General features: G+C 38.9%; 19 protein-coding genes. 5 read left to right on the top strand and 14 right to left on the bottom strand.

The genetic code is table 11. The annotated features are described in order from the left end of the window. Positions 1 to 221: 221 nt before the first annotated feature. Positions 222 to 1,538, top strand: coding sequence for a trypsin-like peptidase domain-containing protein (locus M3210_RS11835; protein WP_251514612.1), 1,317 nt, complete (start codon positions 222 to 224; stop codon positions 1,536 to 1,538). Between the two features lie 212 nt (positions 1,539 to 1,750). Here M3210_RS11835 and M3210_RS20725 read toward each other — a convergent pair whose 3' ends face one another. The 9 genes from M3210_RS20725 to M3210_RS11805 all read right to left on the bottom strand — a co-directional run bounded on the left by M3210_RS20725 (position 1,751) and on the right by M3210_RS11805 (position 7,523). Further along, complete coding sequence (locus tag M3210_RS20725; protein WP_432806988.1) at positions 1,751 to 1,834, bottom strand: putative holin-like toxin; 84 nt, start codon at positions 1,832 to 1,834, stop codon at positions 1,751 to 1,753. 117 nt (positions 1,835 to 1,951) lie between these two features. Continuing rightward, positions 1,952 to 2,059, bottom strand: coding sequence for a hypothetical protein (locus tag M3210_RS20720; protein ID WP_432806986.1), 108 nt, complete (start codon positions 2,057 to 2,059; stop codon positions 1,952 to 1,954). After that, entirely contained in the window at positions 2,023 to 2,148 is a 126-nt protein-coding gene (locus tag M3210_RS20455) for a hypothetical protein (RefSeq protein WP_285853743.1), read from the bottom strand. The genes M3210_RS20720 and M3210_RS20455 overlap by 37 nt, the downstream gene beginning before the upstream one ends. Before the next feature lie 198 nt (positions 2,149 to 2,346). After that, positions 2,347 to 2,580 carry a 4Fe-4S ferredoxin gene (gene fdxA, locus M3210_RS11830; RefSeq protein WP_251514610.1) on the bottom strand — a complete coding sequence of 78 codons (234 nt, stop codon included), beginning with the start codon at positions 2,578 to 2,580 and terminating at the stop codon, positions 2,347 to 2,349. A 1-nt stretch (position 2,581) separates the two neighbouring features. Continuing rightward, positions 2,582 to 3,634 (bottom strand): amidohydrolase family protein, encoded by a 1,053-nt coding sequence (locus M3210_RS11825; RefSeq protein ID WP_251514607.1) that lies wholly within the window; start codon positions 3,632 to 3,634, stop codon positions 2,582 to 2,584. A gap of 58 nt (positions 3,635 to 3,692) precedes the next feature. Next, complete coding sequence (locus M3210_RS11820; RefSeq protein WP_251514605.1) at positions 3,693 to 4,700, bottom strand: VOC family protein; 1,008 nt, start codon at positions 4,698 to 4,700, stop codon at positions 3,693 to 3,695. A 12-nt stretch (positions 4,701 to 4,712) separates the two neighbouring features. Then, on the bottom strand, positions 4,713 to 5,741 hold the full coding sequence (locus M3210_RS11815; RefSeq protein ID WP_251514603.1) for an NAD(P)/FAD-dependent oxidoreductase: 1,029 nt from the start codon (positions 5,739 to 5,741) through the stop codon (positions 4,713 to 4,715). Between the two features lie 22 nt (positions 5,742 to 5,763). Continuing rightward, complete coding sequence (locus tag M3210_RS11810; protein WP_251514601.1) at positions 5,764 to 6,252, bottom strand: aromatic-ring-hydroxylating dioxygenase subunit beta; 489 nt, start codon at positions 6,250 to 6,252, stop codon at positions 5,764 to 5,766. Continuing rightward, complete coding sequence (locus M3210_RS11805) at positions 6,249 to 7,523, bottom strand: aromatic ring-hydroxylating oxygenase subunit alpha (RefSeq protein ID WP_251514599.1); 1,275 nt, start codon at positions 7,521 to 7,523, stop codon at positions 6,249 to 6,251. The genes M3210_RS11810 and M3210_RS11805 overlap by 4 nt, the downstream gene beginning before the upstream one ends. Positions 7,524 to 7,821: 298 nt before the next feature. Here M3210_RS11805 and M3210_RS11800 point away from each other — a divergent pair, with 298 nt between their 5' ends. Beyond that, positions 7,822 to 8,703, top strand: a complete 882-nt coding sequence (locus M3210_RS11800) for a LysR family transcriptional regulator (RefSeq protein WP_251514596.1) — start codon at positions 7,822 to 7,824, stop codon at positions 8,701 to 8,703. A 22-nt stretch (positions 8,704 to 8,725) separates the two neighbouring features. Here M3210_RS11800 and M3210_RS11795 read toward each other — a convergent pair whose 3' ends face one another. Beyond that, a complete protein-coding gene (locus tag M3210_RS11795) occupies positions 8,726 to 9,679 on the bottom strand; it encodes a 3-hydroxyacyl-CoA dehydrogenase family protein (RefSeq protein ID WP_251514594.1) in 954 nt (317 codons plus the stop codon). Between the two features lie 355 nt (positions 9,680 to 10,034). Here M3210_RS11795 and M3210_RS11790 point away from each other — a divergent pair, with 355 nt between their 5' ends. Continuing rightward, positions 10,035 to 12,110 carry a methyl-accepting chemotaxis protein gene (locus M3210_RS11790; RefSeq protein ID WP_251514591.1) on the top strand — a complete coding sequence of 692 codons (2,076 nt, stop codon included), beginning with the start codon at positions 10,035 to 10,037 and terminating at the stop codon, positions 12,108 to 12,110. A 71-nt stretch (positions 12,111 to 12,181) separates the two neighbouring features. On the opposite strand, the gene M3210_RS11785 is transcribed toward M3210_RS11790, so the two are convergent. The 4 genes from M3210_RS11785 to M3210_RS11770 form a co-directional block, all read right to left on the bottom strand. Further along, positions 12,182 to 13,588 (bottom strand): TcaA NTF2-like domain-containing protein, encoded by a 1,407-nt coding sequence (locus tag M3210_RS11785; protein WP_251514589.1) that lies wholly within the window; start codon positions 13,586 to 13,588, stop codon positions 12,182 to 12,184. A 395-nt stretch (positions 13,589 to 13,983) separates the two neighbouring features. Next, positions 13,984 to 14,907, bottom strand: coding sequence for a prenyltransferase (locus tag M3210_RS11780; RefSeq protein ID WP_251514587.1), 924 nt, complete (start codon positions 14,905 to 14,907; stop codon positions 13,984 to 13,986). A 153-nt stretch (positions 14,908 to 15,060) separates the two neighbouring features. Beyond that, positions 15,061 to 15,519 (bottom strand): SRPBCC family protein, encoded by a 459-nt coding sequence (locus tag M3210_RS11775; protein ID WP_251514585.1) that lies wholly within the window; start codon positions 15,517 to 15,519, stop codon positions 15,061 to 15,063. Positions 15,520 to 15,655: 136 nt separating this feature from the next. Next, complete coding sequence (locus tag M3210_RS11770) at positions 15,656 to 16,396, bottom strand: SDR family NAD(P)-dependent oxidoreductase (RefSeq protein WP_251514583.1); 741 nt, start codon at positions 16,394 to 16,396, stop codon at positions 15,656 to 15,658. A gap of 205 nt (positions 16,397 to 16,601) precedes the next feature. On the opposite strand from M3210_RS11770, the gene M3210_RS11765 reads away from it, so the two are divergent. Both M3210_RS11765 and M3210_RS11760 read left to right on the top strand, forming a co-directional pair. Then, on the top strand, positions 16,602 to 17,063 hold the full coding sequence (locus M3210_RS11765; protein ID WP_251514581.1) for a ribonuclease domain-containing protein: 462 nt from the start codon (positions 16,602 to 16,604) through the stop codon (positions 17,061 to 17,063). 1 nt (position 17,064) lies between these two features. Continuing rightward, a complete protein-coding gene (locus tag M3210_RS11760; RefSeq protein WP_251514578.1) occupies positions 17,065 to 17,334 on the top strand; it encodes a barstar family protein in 270 nt (89 codons plus the stop codon). Positions 17,335 to 17,929: the final 595 nt, after the last annotated feature.

Here is a 17,929-nt window from a genome sequence, read left to right as displayed (position 1 = left end):
ATCCCCTAAACTTTTTTCCATCGCTTTAGCATAAATAAATTTGAAAGGAATAATTAATTAGTGCTGCTTGTCGAACGGAATAATGCATTTTAATATTTAGAATAGTTTTCATTTTATCTTTTAGGAATACGAATACTGTGGTAAAATAGAACTAGTTAAATAGTGCTTCAATTATAAAACCACAAGTATTTGTTTCATGTTTATTACTAAGGAGGGATCTCATGTTTTGTCAAAACTGCGGAAATAAAATTGAAAGCCATTCCAAATACTGTGGCAGTTGTGGTCATCCACTTCAAAAGTCCAAAAGCAAACTTCCCTATTTCCTGACTGCATTATTAGTAATCGCCTTCGCGAGTGTATCTTTAATCATCTATTTTTCAAACTTGGAATACACTGCTCCTTCAGGGAAACATGAAACATTAAACAGTACAATAACAAAAAAGCAGTTTGTTGATTCCCAAAGTTCCGTAACAGCTGTAAAAAGTGAATTGACGGAGCCACCAAAAGATGTCTCCGAAATTATTTCTGCGGCCCAGCCAAAAGTATTCACCATACTCACTACATACGGTTTTGGCTCAGGTTTTCTTATTGATGAAAAAGGCCATGTCTTAACGAACGCACATGTAGTTGAAGGAGAAGTATCTCCTGTCGTCCGAACAATGGACGGCGCAGAGTATGAAGGAAAATTAGTAGGATATAGTAACACGACAGATATAGCCGTTATACAGGTCCCTGCGTTAGAAGGCAGAACTGCTTTACAATTAGAAGAATCTACTAACATCAATATCGGGGATGAGGTTATTGCCCTTGGTAGTCCTAGAGGATATGAAAATACAGCTACTTTAGGTAATATCAGTGGGGTTGATCGGACTTTCGTTATTCCTCCTTTTGAATTTGAAGGGGTTTATCAAATGTCTGCTCCAATTGCTCCCGGGAGTAGTGGTGGACCTCTGTTAAGCAAACAGACTGGAAAAGTCATAGCCATTAATTCTGCAAGAGATACATCAGAAATGAATATCGGATTTAGCATACCCGTCCATCAAGTAACCTCCATGATCAATAATTGGATCAATTCACCCATGCTTGAAGATGACATCTATGCCCTGTTTTATTATGATAACGATTTATTCTACTTTAATGACTATCTTGATTCGTTTGGGTACTTCAGTGATGATGGGGATTATAGTGATTACTATTATGAATATTATGAGATTCCTTTTGATGAAAGTTATTGGTTCGAATTTGAAGATGATTGGTATTGGGAAGACTGGGAGGATTATGATGAAGAGGAATATTGGTACTGGGATGATTACGAGGAAGATGAAGAGTACTGGTATTCGGATGAGTATGAGTATGACGAATCGGATGAGGATTATTACGATGATAGTTTTGATGAGTGGGAAGAAGAGGAATATGACGATGAATGGGATGACAGTTACGAGGATGATGAGGAATTCGAGGATTGGGAGGATATTGATTACGAGGATGAGTTCGAGAGTTGGGATGAAGACGAATTTGAAAGTGAATTTGATGAGTAGGAGTTATTGAGAAAGTGTTCTGTCAAATAATATTACAAGATTTTCTTTTTTATTGTAAATCGGGTATACTTATATCTAGAAAGTAATAAACTAAAATACCGCTAGTGCTGTCACACTAACGGTATTGGTGTAGATAGCCCTTCAAGGGGGCGACTCACTAATTTTAAGGCTAAAAAATAACCACCTCAAATTAGCTTGTCAGGCTTGGGTGGTTATTTTTTGTTTTGATTAGACAGAATAGCTACAATTAATGCTCCAAAGGAAATCATTATAACTATTGCTTCATATACTGTCATTTGGCATCACCCCCTTTCTTAGAGGGAGCAAGCCACCACCCATGAACGCCTTTCACACTTAAATATATTATAACATGGGTTACCTAAAATAAGAACGTACATTCGCTGTATTAGAACTTAAAATCGAAAACCATACTTCTTTCCGCGAAAAATCAGCTTCATCGGGTCGAGTTCTTTGTTCGTAAAAACTACTCGCCCGCCTTCTGTTCTCTTTGAATCCAGCAAGCCAAGTTCCTCATAATAGCGGTAGCACGTACAGCAGTACCAACCTCTTCCGCAAGCTCTTCAATCGTATAGGTTATTCCCCTCTTCATGTCTATCATCTTTGTTATAATGTACCATTGACGTTAACGTAAAGTGCAAGAAGGATAAGGATGGTTATGACTAGTATTTCAACAAAAAAACTGGAACCGATGAAAAGAAACTCCCATCACTTCCAGTTCTTAACTTCCGATATTCAGTTGTATGCACCTGATTTCATTTAACATGAAACAATATGCTCCAATGAAATATTATCCAAAAAAGCTCTCCGCCTTCTCCAAATAAACTTCCTGCTCCTCCGTCAAATCATGTTCATCGACAATGGCTTCAACTGGGCATGTAGCGACACATGCACCACAATCAATACAAGCATTCGGATCAATAAAAAACTGATCGTCACCTTCCACAATACAATCTACCGGACAAATGCTGACACATTCGCCTGCTTTCTCGTTTGTACAAGGACTTGTAATGACAAATGCCATCCTATCCTCTCCCTTCCTCATGAGGTACTTTTTCTAGTGGCTGATAATTTTCAATATCCAATCCTAAGAAGCGTAAAGCATTAAGACCATGAATCTTTTGCTTCTCCTCTGTGCTTAAAGTAGTTAATGTATCCACGACTTTTCCGGATGGTGCTTCCCGGAGTAGAAAAGGATAATCGGAGCCTGCGATGATTTGGTCTGCCCCGAAACGGTCAATCATAAATTGTAGATTGTTCTCATCGTAAACGAGAGAATCATAATATAATAGTTTCGCATAGTGGCTTGGCGGGTGTTCCGTTTTTCTAATCTGCGGCCAAACATTCCAGCCCTTGTCCATTCGCGGCAATAGATAAGGCAAAGAACCGCCGCCATGAGCGAAGCAAATTTTCAGATTCGGATACTTATCCAACATTCCGCTCATAATGATACTTCCCGCTGCCAATGCCGTTTCTGAAGGCATGCCCACCATGTACATAAAATTATGCTGAGGCATCCGTTCTCTTCCCATCGTTTCCCACGGATGCACGAATAAAGGAACATCCATTTCATGAGCAGCCCTGAAAAATTCATCGAGCGCTTCATCATCTAAATTCTTTCCGTTCACATTACTGCCGATTTGAATTCCTTTTAATCCCAATTCATTAATCGCCCTATCCATCTCTTGGATGGCTAATTTTGTATCTTGTAAAGGAACAGTGGCCAACCCGATGAACTTCGTTGGATGCTTTTGAACAATTGAAGCGATGAAATCATTTTGAAATTTCGCCAGCTCCAATCCCTTTTCAGGATCTGACCAATAACTGAACGTCACAGGAATTGGAGATAAAACTTGGATATGTATCCCTTCTTCCTCCATATCCTTCAAACGTGTTTCCGTATCCCATGCTTGATCGGTTATTTCTCTGAATTTCTTTCCTTTGATCATGATATTGGCACCACAGTCACATGTTTTTTCTAGAATCGGCCAGCGTTCATCATTGTATTTCTCTGCTAAGTTTAAAAACTCTTCTGATATGACATGCGTATGAAAATCAATTCGTAAAGTTTTATCCACAGTAAAGGCACTCCTAGTCATTGAATGGTTAAAAGGGAGAATGGATCTCCCTTCTTTTTTATTTTCCTAATTTCGTACCGTACGTAAAATAAGACTCCGGCGGTTTGCTTCCCCACATTTCCATACCGAGCTCCCCAACATTTGACGGCCATTCTATCGGCTTCCAGTCAGGAGCAAACATCAACAATCCTCCTGTCCAGATTTCTACTCGGTGACCAGATGGTTCAAATACATAGATGAATTGTGCACCACTCGTACCATGTTTTCCTGGTCCCCATTCGATTTTAATACCATTTTCCGCCATGATATTGGAAGCTCTTAATAATTCATCTGGTGAATCCAGATAATAGGCGAGGTGGTGGAAAATCCCTCCATTTTGATTGCCGTTTCTCATAAAGGCTATTTCATGCGCAATATTTGTGCGGCTTAACCATGATCCTAACCGGATATCTTCTTTGTTTTGTACAAAATAACGATGATGAATACCTAGTAATTCCGTCCACCATTGTTGCTCTTTTTGCACATCATTAACCATGAAATTCACATGGTCGAAACGACGCGGTGAGACACCTCTTGCAGGATATTTGCTTGGATGGCTCGGCATCAGGGATTTCAAGTTCGGATCATCTGTCGTGAATAATTCCTTTTCCCAATACAGTTCGATGGGAATTCCTGATGGAGATGTAAAATGAATCGCATCACCCAGTGCCTTCTTCGTTCCACCTTCCACCCAAGTAAAATCAATGCCCATCTTCGTTAACTGTGTTTCAAATAAATCCAATGATTCTTTTGAGCTGACACGCCAACCTACGCGATTCACTTCGGAAACATCCGCTGCTTTCAGTACTAAAGTATGGTGATCATAATCTTGCCATGCACGTAAATACGCACGATCCCCTTCCACTTCGGTTACTTCAAGACCAAGTATTTCTCGATAAAAACGTAAAGACTCTTCAAATTTTGTCACACCGATTTCAACATGACCTAAATGTGCGACCGTTCGTAGGTAAGCATCTAACCTTGCCTGTGTAGAATCTTGTGCAATACTTTCTGGAACCTTAGCCATCTCATCCACTCCCTAATTTTTAACTTTTTCTTTTTTCCGTTCATTATTTTTTCTGCTCATGATCGACGTGCTATGTGCAACGTGTAACGATTCATTCGGGTTAATGAATATTTTTGCATTACTAACTGCAATTGGTGCTTCTCCAAATCCAGTTGCCATCAACTCTACTTTTCCGGGATAGGTTGAAATATCTCCAACTGCATAAATCCCAGGTATGTTCGTCTCTGCCCGCGAGTTCGTGACAATCGATTGTTTGTCGATTTCCAATCCCCAATTGTTGATAGGACCTAAATTGGAGATGAAACCATAATTTACGATATAATCATCTGCTATTATTTCGATTTCCTCTTTTGTTTTTGCTTCTCTTAAAATAATGGATTCAACTTTCGATTCCCCTATTAATTCTTTCGGAACATAAGGGGTAACCACTTGTACCGAACCGTCCTTCAATTGTTGGACACTATGTTCATGGGCACGGAATCGATCTCTTCTGTGGACAATGGAAACGCTTGATGCGATATTTTCAAGCATTAATGCCCAGTCGACAGCTGAATCTCCTCCACCAAAAATACAGACGTCTTTTCCTGCAAAATCCTGGATATCATGTACACTGTAATGCAGATTCGCATGTTCAAACTTTGCTTCGTTATCCAAATTCAACATTCGTGGTTTAAACGCACCATTACCTGCCGTAATAATGATCGTTCTGGAATAATGAACGTCCGAGCTTGTCGTTATTTTAAATACATCCTCTTCCCTCGTTACCTCGAGAACCTCTTCATTTAGGCAGATTTCCTGTTCAAATTGGCTCATCTGCTTCATCAGGCGATCCACCAAATCTTTTGCCTTAATTTCAGGGAAACCTGCTACATCATAAACATATTTATCTGGATATAACGCAGCTAGCTGACCACCTAGCTGCGGTAAACTCTCGATTATTTTTACACTTGCTTGTCGCATGCCTGCATAAAAGGCAGTAAACATACCTACAGGCCCTCCGCCAATTATGGCGATATCGACTACTTCAATTTCATCTCTCATTCATGTACCACCTCTCATGAAGCTAAAGGATTAAACTGATTTTGCCTTGGGGTCTTAAACTATCAAGATTTAAAACTACTTTTTTATGTTTGATTGCTAATCTATCATTTTCGATCACGAGTTCATATTTCAATTTGCCGATAAACGTATCGACTACTTCCCGCTTCGTACGATGGGTTGTAAAATTGCATTCCACCGTAATGACATCAGCATCCAAATCACCAACAAGGATATTATGATAATTTCTAGTCGTCGTAGAATGCGGGTACTCCACATGGGCTTCTTTCTTCAGTAGCCTTTCCGCCCGGTCCTGGAGTCGCGTCCGGTTATCATGGATGTAGTAAAGGGATGTCGTTGGTTCGGCCTCCGGATTGCCAATCGGCGGAACGATATACGTCCCATCATCTGTGAATAATGCCGCCCACTCTTTCAATCTCCATTCATCCAATATCTTCGCTTCGGTGTATAGAAAATCGACAACATCCTGACGCTCTACTGTTTTCACTGTCATTGGTGTGCAACCTCCTTTTCCAGGGATTGTTGAATAATCGTGTTATAATGTCTCCAAAAACTCCGCATTTGCAGTTCATCAGTCGCGAGTGCGTTTTCTTCTCCTCTGACCATTCCTTTGGAAATGTCGTTCCACTGGACTTCGGCGTTGTTGTTATAAGCTTCCTGACATAGTTCCAATGCTTCGTTGTCATCTGGAGTTGCAAAGCCGCCTGGGCCTAAGAATTCTAGGAAGTTATTATTTCTCGCTAAACGATGTTTTTCACTTTCACCTTTAGGAGCCAATGCATAACCCTGTACTTCCATATATCCTGGGGATGTAGGATAGAAGGTTCTTGCGGTTACTGCCATAATGTCATTGATGACGAGATTCGGGAAAATAACAATATTTCTGTTGAAGTTGGCTATACGATTGGCACGTTCTTCTCCAAAACGCTCCGTTAATCTTTGCTTCATTTTTTCCATGACTTTCTTGAAATCGTCATCCCAAATCGGTGTCCATTGCGCAACCGGTCTTCCCCACGGTGCCTCGTATTCAATGACACTATGACCATTGCCTAAGCTGATTCCTCTACCTTCTAAACGCACGCGCTTTAAGTTAGGATCTTGGGCCTGCTTTATATCAAAGTACGTTTTGTGCGTCGGCATGCCATGATATAGATCCACACTATTCTCCGCCAACAGCTTCCAGTTCGCTCTCACACTATACTGTTGAACACCGCCTAAAGCTTCCATCCCGTGCTCTGATTGATCAACAACCAAATCAATGTATTCTTTCGCATTTCCTAAGTATTCTTCTAGGGAAATAGCATTGTCATCAAAGTTAACGAACATGAAACCACGGTAGCTTTCAAGTCGGTTAACCGCTTTCATATTCTTGGTACCTTCATCATTAAAATCTTCAGGGAACCCATCCTTACCTGGCATCCCTACTAGTTCTCCATCATTTTTAAAACTCCACGCGTGATAGAAGCAACGAAAGACCCTTGAATTCCCTGAATCTTCCCTGCAAACAAGTGCTCCACGATGCGGACATGTATTGAATAACGCCCGAACCTCACCGTCGTGACTGCGGACAAATAATAAGTTACGGCCACCTACCTTTTTACGCTTGTAATCTCCGATTTCCGGGATTTCCGTCTCATGTCCAATAAATAACCAACATTTGCTGAAAATTTCCGCTCGCTCTCTTGCCAAAATTTCTTTGTCAGAAAACACACGTCTGTTAACAAGAAACTCGCTCTTTTCAAAATTATCTTGGATGATTTCCATATGAACCCCTCCAATATGATTAATTGCCAACACAATGTAACCACTTACATTGCATTGGAAAATTTTTACTCAAATCAAGTATAATAGACAGATTATTTAGATACCAATTGAATTTATTTTGCTTTTCAATTAATTTCAAAAATATATTTTATAGTCGTTATGATTTTGTTTATTTTTGATAACGTTTTCATTGACATTTTATGGTTAAATAAACTAATATTTATAACAAAGCTTAAGAATTGTCTGAAATAATAGTGAAATGTATCGTTTTTTAAAAGTAAGTTCTTGGGGGGATTATATGAACGAGTGCCAATTGGAGACTTTCCTTACTATTTCCGAATACAAAAGCTATTCGAAGGCTGCGGAAGTCCTTAATGTCACCCAGCCTACAGTTACATCAAGAATCAAATCATTAGAAGAAATCTTGCAGTGTTCGTTATTTTCGAGGCTTGGCCATGAAATTTCCTTGACCGAAGAAGGGGTCTTATTTACGGAGTATGCTAAAAATATCTTAATTTATATGAATCACGCAAAAGAGATTAAACAGATGGTTAAAAAACCTGTGATAAAAGTCGGGTTCTCACCCGGGTATTCCTATTCTTTCATTATTGAAATCTTGAAAGCTGTAAAATCCACAGAAAATACGAATGCACAAATTGTTGATCACTATGATTCCACCAATTTAAATGAAATGTTGCGATCAGGAGTACTAGATTTAATTTTTACGAGAGATATCCTTACAGACAGCCAGAATATCATTTCAGAATATCTTTTCGACAATCAGCTTGTTGTCGTTCTCCCTATCAATCACCATCTTAGTCAAAAACACCCCCTGTTTATAGAAGATTTACATCATGAGACCATTTTCAGTTATAAAAGGAACTCTTCACTATGGAAGTCGATTGATCAAAAGCTTATCCGGGCTCGGGACATCACACGTGTGGATGTTGAGAATAATGAAATGCTGCTGAACGCCGTAGCAAATGATTTAGGGATTGGAATCATTCCAGAGCTCGGAATTGATTCTAAATATCATTCGAAGATTATAACGAAGAGAATCGATGAGCTGGACCAAATACAAAATAAAGTATATGTCCATTACCGAAGGAACTCACAAATGGAAAAGCTTGCAAAGAAGATCATTTATGCGGTTATCCAACATAAGTATAGCGAAGAATAGGCAGGGAAACCCCTGCCTAGCTTTATTTTTGGGATGAAAAAGTTTTACTTTTACTAAGCTGCAACTTCAATAGATCCAGGAAGTGATCATCTCTTGTTTCGATAGCTTTTTCACCGAAATCATCATATTTATAAAAGCCTTGATTTGTTCGAATACCATGTTGTTTATTTTCTACCATGTCGGTTAGAAGAGTTGAAACTTCTCTTGAGTTTGATAGATCTTTCATAATGTTGCCTACCATTGCCTTTGTTGTTTCAAGACCTGCCAGATCCTGACTTTCCATTGGACCACAGAATGCCCACTTAAAACCGAGACTCCCCTTCATCGCAATATCAATATCTTCCGCAGTTGCAACACCAGCTTCCATCAAATGAAACGCCTCACGGAGCATCGCTACTTGAATGCGATTGACGATAAAACCTGTAATTTCTTTTTTTAGAACTACTGGAGACTTACCAATTTCTTTCATGAGGTCATACGTTTTGTTTACGATATGTTCTTCTGTCTTTTCAAATTGAACGATTTCTACAATAGGCACCAGTTGTGGCGGGTTAAAGAAATGAGTAATGATGAATCTTTCTGGATGACTTGCCCCTTGGGTCAAATCTTCCAATGGAAATGTAGATGTGTTAGATGAAATAATTACACTACTCGAAACCGCGTCCTCAATGATTCTATAAGTAGCTATTTTTTGATCGAGAACTTCCGGAATCGATTCAAGAATAAAATCTGCTCCTTGTATCGCTTCCAGTAAATCTGTTGTGAAAGTGATTCGAGCTAACGTTTGTTCCACTGCTTTTTCTTCCAGCATTCTCTTCTCTACCATTATTTCTAGGCTGTTACTAATAAGTTGTCGTGCTTTTTCCAGAGAGGATTCCCGTCGTGCTTGGATTTTTACATGTTTACCAGCTAAGGCAAATAACTGTGCGGCGCCATGCCCCATTATCCCTGCTCCAATTACGGCTATATTTTTCAATCTCATTCCTCTTTTCTTATGGATTTTTGTTGTCTGTGCAAAAACTTAGAGGGTCGTTATCAAACGTATAATTACTAAATAGTCAGACTATCTCTCTTCAGTCTACATTGAATTTCCGATGGAGGAAAGGTTGCTGTTCCTCTAAGTGGAACTAGAAGGTTATTTTTTAACAAAAATGAATTGGATCATAACTTTATCTACCATCGATAAAAATCCTCTTTAAGACTCCACTATTTTTTACGAAAATTTAACAATCTATTAATTATATTTTAATGTAACCGATAAACTAAAGGGCAGACAAAATCCATACTAGATTTCAAAGCACCAATAAAATTATTAGGAAGCGGGTAGAAATATGTCATCAAGCAAAAGCAAAAAATCACCAAGATTCAACTGGATTCAAAGGAAAATCTCAAGAAAAGTCACATTTGCACTTTTCATAGCTATATTTTTGGTATTCTCTGCCACTGGTTTCTTCATTCACTCCTATACGAAATCGATTCTTTTAGAGCGTGTGGAAGAGAACCTGGCTAATCAAAGTGATGCCATAGCTGATCAAGTTAATAGCATGTTTAAAGAAAAAGCTACTATCGTCCGTCAAATCGTTACAAACCAGGAAGTAATCAAATACTTAAACACTACGGACTCCAGAGACGATGCTCTTGATAATGATTATTATGCAGGGGTTTCTAAAGCGCTGGATGAAATTGTAGAGACCGATGAGTCGATTGCTATGGCATGGGTGGCAAGTAATCGTTCGAACTTTTTAGTCGGAAGTAATGAAGTATTATCCGATCCTTCCTTCGATATCGCATCTAGACCATGGTATGAACAAGCAATTGCAGAGGAGGACGTTTATTTTACCGAACCGTATATGGATGAGGTGTTTGGAGAAATCATCCTAAGTGCGATGACACCAATTAGTGAGAATGGCAATGTCATCGGGATTGTCGCAATTGATATATTCTTAGATGAGTTACCTAATCTGATGGAGTCTTTCAAACTTGGAGAGAATGGTTATTCCTTCTTAGTCACAAATGATGGAACATTTATTTACCATCCAGATGACTCGTTTATACTGAACGATGAGAAGAATATCCTCTCTTTCGACGGGGAAATCAGTGATATTGGAACTAAAATGCTTGCCGGGGAAAACGGTTTGCAATCTCTTGTAGTAAATAACAACAGAGAATATGTTGGATATTCACCTGTACCAACAACAGGATGGGCAATCGGTACAAGCTTACCGGAAGAAGAAGCACTATCCGTGCTCAAGACGTTCACACTATTCATGGTTTCATTCTTTATCGCAGCCTGTCTGATTTTGCTGGTGGTCGTCACCATCGTTCTGACACGTATGCTTAGAAATATCCCACGGGTCACTGAAGTGATGAACGAGCTTGGCCAAGGAAACTTAAACGTTGTCAACATCGAAACAAAATCTCAGGATGAAATAGGACAGCTCGTTAATTCCACAAATTTGATGCAGCAAAGAATGCGTGAATTGATTAGTAAAATCAGCACCGTATCGGAAACGGTCAATAGCAAGAGTGAAGAGCTGACTCAATCAGCCAACGATGTGAAAGCTGGTTCCGAACAGGTTGCCACGACGATGCAGGATTTAGCCGACGGATCAGAATCCCAAGCAAATTCGACAACAGAATTATCCGCAATCATGGCTTCATTCTCGGAAGAAGCTATTGAAGCGCATAACAATAGTACACAAGTTTACGAGTCTTCCAATGCTGTTCTTGAGCATACCGCAGAGGGCAGTAACTTAATGGAACGCTCGACAGAACAAATGAAACGGATCGACCATATCATTTATGAATCGGTAGAAAAAGTCGAAAGCCTGGATACAGAAAGCAAAAAAATATCTGAACTCGTTTCTGTGATTAAGGGAATTGCTGATCAAACAAACTTACTTGCATTGAATGCCTCGATTGAAGCAGCTAGGGCTGGAGAAAGTGGTAAGGGCTTTGCAGTGGTTGCAAATGAAGTCGGAAAACTAGCAGACCAAGTAGCTTCATCCATTACAGGCATCACAGACATCGTCGAGACGATTCAATATGAATCTGCACAAGTTACGGAGTCTTTACGTGATGGATATAAAGAAGTAGAACAAGGAGCAGAGCAATTAACGGTTACGAGAAATACATTTGAAGAAATCAGTGCCTCCGTTACCCAGATGGTAGAGGGGATTCGAACCATTTCGGATAATCTTTCCTCCATCTCTGTAAAAAGTGATAAGATGAACGTCAATATTCAAGAGATTGCCGCAATCTCCGAGGAATCTGCAGCAGGTGTCGAACAAACCTCTGCCTCTTCCCAACAGATTACCAGCTCCATGGAAGAAGTAGTTGCGAGTTCCGATGAGCTTGCTATACTAGCGGAAGAATTGAATGAATTAATTCATCAATTTAGATTGTAATCGAAAAGGGACAGCCTATGAAAGAAAACAATTTTCTGGCTGTCCTTTTATTGTTTGAAATTACAGACACCTCAATACTCCCGTTTCGTCTCCACATAATTAATCTCCATAATCCGATACGTTTCCCCTGACTCGATGAGGATATATTCCTTCATCCGTTCATAATCAATTTCTTGGTCTAGATGATTCGTAAAAGTAAATTTCTCATTGGTCGTAACAATATAGCTCCCATCTTCCATTGATACAACGCTCCATACATTATTTTCTTTAAAATCAAATTGATACGTGCTGTCCTTTAGAGCCGCGATATAATCCCGGAGTTCACGGAAAACAATACTGTCCATTAATAAATAGTCCGCAATCAGACTGAAATCCTTATTATTCAGGGCTGTCTCATAGTCATTCCGGAAGTTCACAACGATACTTGCAAGATATTGTCCCAGTTCTCCTAGCTGTCCACTATTTTCATGTACAGCTTCTTCATTCGTCAGTTCAACTGCATTCAAGTCGTTGTTCTCCACAAAGTAAAAATCCAAGCCAGACAACTCATTATCAGCGAGTGTCATAACTGCCGTCTCTATCATCTCTCCCGCTGCATTTTCCCACACTCCATGCAATTCCGGATTTGCACCATCTGGAAACGGTCCTAACTCATCCAATTCCGCAAATTTCACTCCAGTATTTTCTCCATTGATATATAAATAAGCATCATTTTTATTCGTGCTGAAATGATACGTTTTTCCAAGGAAACCAATAGAATACTCATACTCCTCACTCGGATAAATATTTACTTCTTCTTCATAAGTGAATTCACCAAAATTATTATTAGCATAAGCCTGAACCGTATATTTTCCAGGATAGACCCACATCAGTTCCGTTGGTTCCATCGTCTCCAGTGTATGGGTGATGCCGTCAATCGAAACTTCTGTCCTCTCCATGTTCGCAGAAATTATGAACCGCGTAGGGACCGCCTGGAAAGAATAGGTATGATAAAACCATAAAATGGATTCCTTTTTCAGATGGAACAGCCTTCCTCCATTGTTACTATATATAATCTCATTCATAGCATTTTCGTTTTCCTTAGTAAGATGAAGAAATTGTTCTTTTATCCCCTCCCACTCCTCATATTTTATGAACTCAAAATAACTCTTCTCATCCATCAGAGCTGCATCATTCTGTTCAATATACTCCATAAAAGCAGTGACATCATCTTCTATAATGGCCCGCTCCATCCCTCTGAAATCTTTCATAGGGTCAAAATAAAATGTTAAAAATAAGTGCAATCCTATAAAAAGAACACCAAACACACCTGCTATCCAAACTACCCACTTTGTCCGTTTCGATAGCAGATGTCTGGTGTTATAACGTAACTCTTCCTCATCTTGGCTAGATTGATAATCAGGATGCTCGCTACCGCATTCTGGACAAAAGCTTTGATCATCTTCTAGTAGCTCGTAGCACTCTTTACAAAATCTCACATCGCATATCTCCCTCCCATATTTTTAAGCAACTCCAAGTGTTGCCATATCAACAGCTCTGTTTTAGGACAATAAAAACCTACAAACTTTCCCAGCAGTTTTTAACAAGCATGAAATTAAAATATAATAATAAATCACCATAATACTTAGGAATTTTATCGATTTGATTCATCAAAAATGAACAAACAAGGAGGGTATTATAAAACAAGGCCAAAATTGATGCAGGAGAAGAATAATAATGATGTTACTACTATGTATAGAACGAATTAAGGGGATTTATGCCTATATGAGCCATCCCGTATACTATCTTTATAAAACAAAAAAGAAACTCAAAACATTATAAAACAAAAAAGAAACTCAAAACATTAACATGTCATGAGTTTCTTTATGAAAGACTACTGAATAACTCCTAATCCCAGAGCTATCAGCATAGCGATAGCCAATAAGTATTTCTCCACTTTCGTAACGTCATAAGCATCTTGGGTATTCACCCTTATCAATAACCAAACTGCAAGTAGGACAAGAACAGCCAACATCATAGCAGCCAATGGACGATAATATGCAATCCAAATTGCAATAAACCCAGTTAACAAGAAGTAGATTATAGCTGGCAGTTTTGCGGCAGATTGGCCAAATAACTCAGCGAACCATACGACCGATGTTCTTTTAGGTGGCACTGCCTCTCTGTCCGCTTCCATATCTGGAATATGATGGACCATGACCCAAGCCATACAGACGAGTGCATTCACTACTGCATTCTGGTATGCCCAATCCGGTATCTGATCAAGAAGCAACCATGGACCAGCAATCCCTAAAAATATGAAAGCAGGAAATAAACTTAGCCACTCACCAAGAAATGGACGATAACTAAAACGGAAAGGCGGAAGAGAATACGAAACCGCTGCCCATATCCCAATTAATATAAGTAGACTCAATTTAATTTGACTCGTTAAGAAGAAAAGAACAGCAAGCAACAGAAAAGTACCCGAAAGTATTTTACCGATCTTCCAAAGCAATTCTGGTGGGAAAATACCATCCTGAATCACTCTGCTCCCACCTGACAAGATAGCAGGACTTTTTGTATCTGTTCCAGAAAGATGATCGGTATAATCATTAAATACATGTGTCAATACCCCATGAAAGAGGATCGCTGCAGAAGTTAAAAAGAGAAACATGAATGTTAGAGTAATCGTATCAAGGTTTGAATAGAGATATAGAGGGAGCAAACTTGATAAAATCGTAACCATGCTGGATGACAAAACCGCTATCATCCGCAGCAATTTTAAGCTTCCCCGTAAATGATAAGCTATTTGTTTCATTGATTGCCTCCGTTCCACATCTTTGATTTGTATATAAATAAAAGAACCCTGTGTTATTATGTACCACCGGGTTCTTCAAACTATACATTCTCCCTCTATTTTTCCGAATAAGTTTTGCTTATCGTCAAACCGACTATACGGAATGGAAGAACATTACATTTCCGTATGGATATAATCTACAAATCTTTCAAACTGCTCATCATACATCCGCTTAACAGCCCATTTCATCATTTTCATTGTCGTTTTGTAAATCCAGCTCGATGGGATTAAATATACATCAACGGTAAAACTCGTTTCTCCGTCTAGTTCCTCTAGTCTATATTCCGTCTTGCTTATACCTTCTTTTGTTTCCGTCTCTACAACAGCGAAATATGGTGGATCGTACTCTACATACTTTCCTTTCAATTCATATACCTTTCCACCTATTTTTTGGACCGTTGTAAAAGTTGAGCCTGCCTCTAGATCCTCTTCACTGCCTTCATATATATTTCTAATGATTTGAGTATTCCACTTCAATACATGTTCGTCTTTGTTTAAGCATTGAAATACAACATGTATCGGTGCAGAAATCTCTGCTGCAAAATGATAACAATGCATCTCTTTCTCTTTCAAAATCCTATCCCCTGTCATAAAAAAATAAGTCCAATTTGATTATATATCGCTTTTTGAAAATTAACTATATCAATGAGGGGCATTCAAAATAAAAAACTCAAAACAATATCTGTTTTGAGTTTTGATCAATATTCCATTATTGAGCTGTATACCCACCATCAACTGGAATGGTGAGTCCTGTTAAGAATGTGTTCTCTGCAGCGAAGATGACTGCGTGGGCAATTTCATCTGCCACACCAAGACGTCCGATTGGATGTTTTGCAACTAGTCCATCATAGTATTCTCCTAATGCTTCTTTATTTACCATACCAGATTCTACATAACCCGGAGCAATTCCCACACAACGGACATTATCTTTCGCATACTGAAGTGCCAACGATTTAGTCATTAATACGACTGCACCCTTCGCAGCGTTGTATGCAAAAGCAGTCGGCTCACCAACAAGACCTAGAATAGAGGCACAGTTGATGATGACCCCGCCACCATTTTCCCGCATCACATTAAGGGCATGCTTTGCACCAAAGAACACACCATCCTGATTGATTTTTATTACTTTTTCGTAGTCTTCATAAGAAAGGGCATGTGTTTCGCCTTGGGAGCCGATCCCAGCATTGTTGAAAATAACGTCTACTGTACCAAAAGTTTCTACCGTTTTATCAACAAGCGCCTTAACTTCTTCCTCTTTTGAAACATCAGCTTTCACAAAGATTACTTCTCCTTTTTCAGCCAGACGTTCAGCTTGTTGTTTACCTAATTCCTCATTATAATCACTTAATACGACTTTAGAACCTTTATCAAGAAATGCTTCAACCGTTGCTAAACCAATACCAGAAGCTCCACCTGTAATGATTGCTACTTTACCTTTAAGATCATTCATGTTTTAACACTCCTCTTTAAGTTTGTGATTTATTTCACAATATAATTGTATAATGATTATAAGTTATATTCATTAACCATAAACCCTAAACTTCTTGCTGTTTTTTATCTAAAAACAGAAAAAAGTTTTACCTACTCTTCTATTAGCGTGATATAATACAAATGACTATTAAATTTCACATACCCTATATCATGGGAGGTAAACAATGCCGAAGAAAATCATTTATTTATTTTTTCTAACACTGCTCAGCATACTATTAGCCGGTTGTTCACCAACGGAATTGTTGGATGTGCTGCAGGACGAAGATCTGACCGTTATAACAGAAGATGGACATTATACAAGTAAAGAAGAAGTTGCACTATACATCCATACATACAACAAACTCCCACCAAACTATATAACAAAACGTGAAGCAAGCGAATTAGGCTGGGAGGCAAGTGAAGGCAACCTTTGGGAAGTTACCGACAAGAAAAGTATCGGCGGTGATAAATTTTATAATCGCGAAGGAAAACTTCCGAAAAAAGAAGGCAGGCAATACTACGAAGCCGATATCAACTATGAAGGCGGCTATCGTGGTCCCGAACGGATTGTATATTCGAATGATGGGCTGATTTACTATACGGATGACCATTATGAAACTTTTACTCTATTATATGGAGATGAATAAAATGAAATATATTACATTGAATGGAAAAGAAATGCTGACAAAAGAAGATGTACATCCATATTTAAAAGATAAATTGTCTATAAAAGAATACTATGGAAATAACCTGGATGCATTATGGGATGTACTAAGTACATATAACAAAGTGTTGCAGATTGAGCTGCTTCATCATGATGACCTGCTTGAAAACTTAGGTGAATACGCCCAAGCCATTGTTCAGTTGTTTCATGATGCAACGGAAGAAAATCCAAATATTAAATTTATCATTCGTTGACAGTCCATTATGGATAACTTCTAAAATGAAAAATGGGGAAATCAAATCGTTCACGTTATTAGAAGCTCTATAACAACATAAACCAGATAAACTTTATCTCCCTCACGCTCCTAGGATCTTTAAACGGCACGAAGGAGATATTTCTATCCGGATCATGCTCTTATAACCTCTACAAAGACTCGAAAGAACGATTCTGCACTTCATTCGGGCTCTTAGAAACTCTTTAAAGACACGAAGGAATGATTCCACACTCCATTCGGGCTCTTAGAAACTCTATAAAGACATGAAGGTATGATTCTCTACTCCATTCGGGCTCTTAGAAACTCTATAAAGACATGAAGGTATGATTCTCTACTCCATTCGGGCTCTTAGAAACTCTATAAAGACACGAAGGAATGATTCCACACTCCATTCAGGCTCTTAGAAACTCTATAAAGACATGAAGGAATGATTCTATACTCCATTCGGGGGCTTGTCAAATAAAGTGTGTAAGTTCCCATTTATTCAAGGTACTTTAACACCCTATCTTTCAGTTCATCATGAAGAAGAAGCTGGTTCATAACCATGGCCCAGTTTTGAATGCGACCACCCTCCC

The organism is Oceanobacillus luteolus, assembly GCF_023715655.1.
GTDB classification, from domain to species: Bacteria; Bacillota; Bacilli; order Bacillales; family Amphibacillaceae; genus Oceanobacillus; species Oceanobacillus luteolus.
This window is presented reverse-complemented; position numbering and strand designations above follow the sequence as displayed.

What these genes read in the sequence shown, in the direction of transcription:
- M3210_RS11835 (WP_251514612.1), top strand. Translation starts at nt 222, where the DNA reads ATGTTTTGTCAAAACTGCGGAAATAAAATTGAAAGCCATTCCAAATAC.
- M3210_RS20725 (WP_432806988.1), bottom strand. Translation starts at nt 1,834, where the DNA reads ATGACAGTATATGAAGCAATAGTTATAATGATTTCCTTTGGAGCATTA.
- M3210_RS20455 (WP_285853743.1), bottom strand. Translation starts at nt 2,148, where the DNA reads ATGAAGAGGGGAATAACCTATACGATTGAAGAGCTTGCGGAAGAGGTT.
- fdxA (WP_251514610.1), bottom strand. Translation starts at nt 2,580, where the DNA reads ATGGCATTTGTCATTACAAGTCCTTGTACAAACGAGAAAGCAGGCGAA.
- M3210_RS11820 (WP_251514605.1), bottom strand. Translation starts at nt 4,700, where the DNA reads ATGGCTAAGGTTCCAGAAAGTATTGCACAAGATTCTACACAGGCAAGG.
- M3210_RS11815 (WP_251514603.1), bottom strand. Translation starts at nt 5,741, where the DNA reads ATGAGAGATGAAATTGAAGTAGTCGATATCGCCATAATTGGCGGAGGG.
- M3210_RS11810 (WP_251514601.1), bottom strand. Translation starts at nt 6,252, where the DNA reads ATGACAGTGAAAACAGTAGAGCGTCAGGATGTTGTCGATTTTCTATAC.
- M3210_RS11805 (WP_251514599.1), bottom strand. Translation starts at nt 7,523, where the DNA reads ATGGAAATCATCCAAGATAATTTTGAAAAGAGCGAGTTTCTTGTTAAC.
- M3210_RS11800 (WP_251514596.1), top strand. Translation starts at nt 7,822, where the DNA reads ATGAACGAGTGCCAATTGGAGACTTTCCTTACTATTTCCGAATACAAA.
- M3210_RS11790 (WP_251514591.1), top strand. Translation starts at nt 10,035, where the DNA reads ATGTCATCAAGCAAAAGCAAAAAATCACCAAGATTCAACTGGATTCAA.
- M3210_RS11780 (WP_251514587.1), bottom strand. Translation starts at nt 14,907, where the DNA reads ATGAAACAAATAGCTTATCATTTACGGGGAAGCTTAAAATTGCTGCGG.
- M3210_RS11770 (WP_251514583.1), bottom strand. Translation starts at nt 16,396, where the DNA reads ATGAATGATCTTAAAGGTAAAGTAGCAATCATTACAGGTGGAGCTTCT.
- M3210_RS11765 (WP_251514581.1), top strand. Translation starts at nt 16,602, where the DNA reads ATGCCGAAGAAAATCATTTATTTATTTTTTCTAACACTGCTCAGCATA.
- M3210_RS11760 (WP_251514578.1), top strand. Translation starts at nt 17,065, where the DNA reads ATGAAATATATTACATTGAATGGAAAAGAAATGCTGACAAAAGAAGAT.